General features: G+C 40.3%; 4 protein-coding genes. 1 reads left to right on the plus strand and 3 read right to left on the minus strand.

Annotated features, from left to right (window positions below):
- Positions 1-226 precede the first annotated feature (226 nt).
- Positions 227-637, plus strand: coding sequence for a conjugal transfer protein TraD (locus tag FTV34_RS16610; protein WP_179995789.1), 411 nt, complete (start codon positions 227-229; stop codon positions 635-637).
- 237 nt (positions 638-874) lie between these two features.
- Here the strand turns inward: FTV34_RS16610 and lpxO are convergent, their stop codons facing one another.
- The 3 genes from lpxO to FTV34_RS16625 all read right to left on the minus strand — a co-directional run.
- Positions 875-1,789 carry a lipid A hydroxylase LpxO gene (gene lpxO / locus FTV34_RS16615; protein ID WP_125273387.1) on the minus strand — a complete coding sequence of 305 codons (915 nt, stop codon included), beginning with the start codon at positions 1,787-1,789 and terminating at the stop codon, positions 875-877.
- Positions 1,790-2,788: 999 nt separating this feature from the next.
- Positions 2,789-3,289, minus strand: a complete 501-nt coding sequence (locus tag FTV34_RS16620) for a hypothetical protein (RefSeq protein WP_179991827.1) — start codon at positions 3,287-3,289, stop codon at positions 2,789-2,791.
- Positions 3,286-4,043: MobA/MobL family protein (locus FTV34_RS16625; RefSeq protein ID WP_180070820.1), on the minus strand; the 758-nt coding region annotated here is incomplete at its 5' end. The genes FTV34_RS16620 and FTV34_RS16625, both read right to left, overlap by 4 nt.

The raw sequence follows: 4,043 nt of genomic DNA on the forward strand, positions 1-4,043 counted from the left end.
AAAAAAAGAAGTTTCAGGGTTTTAGGGATGAAATCCCTAACGTGCTTAGGTTTCTCAATGAAATTGAGAAACGTCTAAGCGCGCCATCAAAATTTTGATGGAAGTGCAGGCGACAATATCTAGAACGAACTTTAACAAAATTGCGTACCTTGGACGTAATTATTTTGTTATCGTTCTTTGAGAATTGAGCATGTACTTTTGCGGTATCTGAATTAAGGAATTGAATATGAATAATGAATGGCTGTCTGAAAAAATTACCTACATTTCTGCATTAAAGAATCCAAGTGATGCTCAAAAACTTCTATTGGAATTGGCTCAAATTCAGTACCGAACACCTGAACAAGAAAAGAAATTAAATGCCCTTATCAAAGCTGAAAAAGCTATAGATCGAGCAAATAAACAGAAAGTCGTTGTTAGAAAATTACTCAATGCGGAAAAGGAAGCTGAACGTAAAGCTCGTACACGTCACCTCATCCAATTAGGCGCACTTTTTGAAATTGCTAACCTAGATCAGCGTGACCCCGCCGAATTACTTGGAGTTCTGCTTAAAACTGCTGAAATTGATCCAAATGATATGAAATGGCAAATTTGGAAAGAATTAGGACAAGAGATATTAAATCAACGTAAAATTAATTAACTACAAGAAACTTTTGCACCTTGAAACCTCATGCTTTATCTAACTTATAAGTTGCGATCTTAAAAATGAAAGAGATACGCGCTCATGTTGTTTTTAGTTTTAACTGGATAAAGCATAAAGCCATGCGTGGTTCAAATCCACTGTAAGCCTTGAAATAAATAGAAAAATCAAAAGGGCAGATAGGCTTCCCCTTTTCTGCCCAAATAAAAAAACGCCCCTCAGGGCGTTTAATGTACTTTAAAACACATAAGGTCGAACAAAGATCAGGAAGAAAATTCCGAGCATTAAGAACCACTTTAAGAAGTAGTACAGTTGACGGTTGGTTTTCTTCAAGGCTTTAGCTTTGATCCGCACTTGATAGACATAACCAAAGACTTTATTCAGTCCACCCGTTTGATCCCCTGCTTCATTTGGAGAGCTGGCAGCGGTCATAACTTTTTTACCAAACCAGTGATTGAAACGTTCCATAAAGCGTGTCTTTAATGGACGCTCGACATCGGCAAAGAAAATAATGCGGTTTTGATCAGTGGTGTTTTCGGCATAGTGAATATAAGTTTCATCAAAGACCACGCTTTCACCATCGCGCCATGAATAGCGCTCACCATCCACATCAATAAAGCAGCGATCATCATTCGGTGTGATCAACCCCAAGTGATAACGCAATGAACCCGCATAAGGGTCACGGTGACGAACCAAACGGCTGTCAGGTGCCAGCTCGGTAAACATCGCGGCTTTAATGGTCGGCAAGGTTTTCAGCAACGCCGTCGTTTTTGGACAAAGTTCAGCGGCTGATGGATGTGCAGAGTCATACCATTTCAGATAAAAACGCTTCCAGCCTGTTTTGAAAAAGGAGTTAAACCCCAAGTCATCATAACTGCTCGATGCTTTAATTCCGCCTTTTTCATATAAAGCTTTTGCTTCATCACGAATCATTTCCCAGTTTTCATCCAACACTTTTAAGTCTTGAAAATGCTGTGTATCGATATATGGCTGATTCGGTACCTTTGAAAACATGTACATGAGGTAGTTAATTGGCGCAAGAATCGTTGAGTGATCGAAAAATTGACGATAAAACGAGTGACGAACCTTCCCACGTTGCTGAATATAAAGTGCAGAAAGAATAAAAATCGCCAGAATGATCCACTTAATCATATGAAAACCTGGAAACCAAAGAAAACGAAATAAAAGAAAAAGACCAGTATTCGGTCTAGACTGCGAATTGTAGCATAGGCTGCAAAGTACGTCCTATTTCCAGCTTTTCATCACAAGTTTTCATTAATTATTGCAATTGGCACATGGTTTTATTGGAATAAGAAAAGCAAAGAAGTATTTAAAGAACTTAAACAAGCTATTGAAAACATAATTAATTAGTCAAATAGCCTAAGCAATAAAATTAGAATAGATCAAACATCCGCTTATTATTCTTAAACGCTTAATAAGCTCTCAACTTCTCAACTCGCCCCCAAAGCGTCGCACTTCGTGCTTTGGCTTTGGAAACGGTTGAGAGAGTTTCGGCAATACTCTCCCTAAAGGCGGTCATTTAAAAAAATGACGCATCCTTTAAGTATTGCCGATTTACCGTATATTCTTTTGGCTTCGGAGCCACGTATATCGGTCGTATCCGCACATAGCTTTGCAAACTATGCAGACAAGGACTAAAGGTCTTGCACCTCTCCCCACACGCTCCCTGTCGAAGTATGGCGGTATCTCTGCGAGGGTTTCCCCAACATACAACTTAACCAACCTATACAACTACTCTTAACGCTCCGCTTTTGTGAGATTCCCCTGTAGCGGTTTAGCCTTTCGACTATCGCTACGTTGCACCAGTGACACTTATTCCCTCCACATGCAACGCATGCCAATCCGTAAAACGGACACGCAGAAGCAGGCAAAGCTCGATCTATGATGCTTATTTGATGATTAAAAACACGTATTAACGAAGACTTATCATTTTGAGTCTTGATCTAAACACTGTTTATTGTGAAAATAGAGTTCAGGTACAAGCCTTGTGGTGAAATCTGCACGAGTTGGTAGCTCTGCTGATCTTCGTTACTTGATGTTAGCGCATCAAATAACTGCGTACCGCTGAATATAAAGCGAAAGCCCATTGAGTTTCAATACTGAATGGGCTTTTTCTTTTTCAGATGTTTGTTATTTAGGGTCTATCACGCAAAAATCTTTAGCATTTCCATATCCGCACTGTTCTTTCATCACTCGGACACACGTTTTAGATTCTCCATCGACTTTACAGCTTCCAAGATCAAACTGAATGCCTTGCTGTCTTAGGCTCTCGATCTGCGGGATATTTTCTAAAGGTTTGATATAAACACTAAACAGCCAAATGATGCCAAGCATAAGAATGGCGAAAATGCCTAAAACGATAGTGATGATTTTCCATGAAAATTGATCACTGGTTGATTCAATCGAGTTTTTTAAATGTCCAAGTGCTTTGGCGGTCTTAATAAGCTCCGCTGTACCCTCCTGTAAGCCCGTATTTAGCGATTTTGATACGGTACTATGGGTTTGCCCTGCTATGACCTTTTGAATGCGTTCTTCGGTGATTTGAAGCTCTTTAACAGCCTGATTGACTAGGTTCTGCTGTTGTTCTGCAACTGCCATCAGTGCATATAACTTTTTTTCATCAGGTGTCATCGGCTCATCCCCTTATAACTCATGGTTTTCTGTTGCTCTCGTTCTAATTTCTGCTGTTCTTTGTACTGCTGTAAGGCAAGCTGTTTGAAGCTGTCAAAATCAGCCTTAAAGCTCTCAATACCCTGTTTAATTTCTTTGTCTGAAATTGGGCTGTCTTTGAGTTCTTTCAGGTCTTTTTTAGGGTCGCCTAAGTCTAGTCGCTCAAGCTCTTTATAGGCTGTACGTGACTGTTGCAAGGCTTCCCTGATTTCAGGGTCTTTGGCTTGGCTTGGTAATAATTTTTTTTCGGGTTCTTTGTCTATGCCTTGCTCTTTGTAGCTTCGCATATCAATACGGCTATCAATTTGGTGTTTTTCTAAATGGCTGTTGCATAAATCTGCCCATCTTTGGCGTAGGTCTTTAATATCGGTTTTTCGTTCCTGGTAACTCTTGCCTGTATTGTCTTTTTTAGCTCCGCCACGTTCAGGATTTTTGCTGTTATAGCGTTTGAAATATTGCTCTGGATCTCGTTCGATTCCATCTTGCAGACGTTCATTAAACATCAGGTGGACGTGGGGCTGATCGTTGCCGTCCATTGCTTTAGGGTTATGAATCGCAAATTGATACGGATATTTTGAGCCGATCTCGGACTGAATGAAGTCCTCAACCAGTTCTAAGCGTTGCTCGGCATTCATTTCTCTAGGTAGGGCAATTTCATATTCTCGATAGGTACTGCCATTTTTGCGCTCGTAAAGGTCGGCTGCCTGCCAAAAGG

Origin of the sequence: Acinetobacter sp. YH16038, from assembly GCF_013417275.1 — a bacterium.
GTDB lineage: Bacteria > Pseudomonadota > Gammaproteobacteria > Pseudomonadales > Moraxellaceae > Acinetobacter.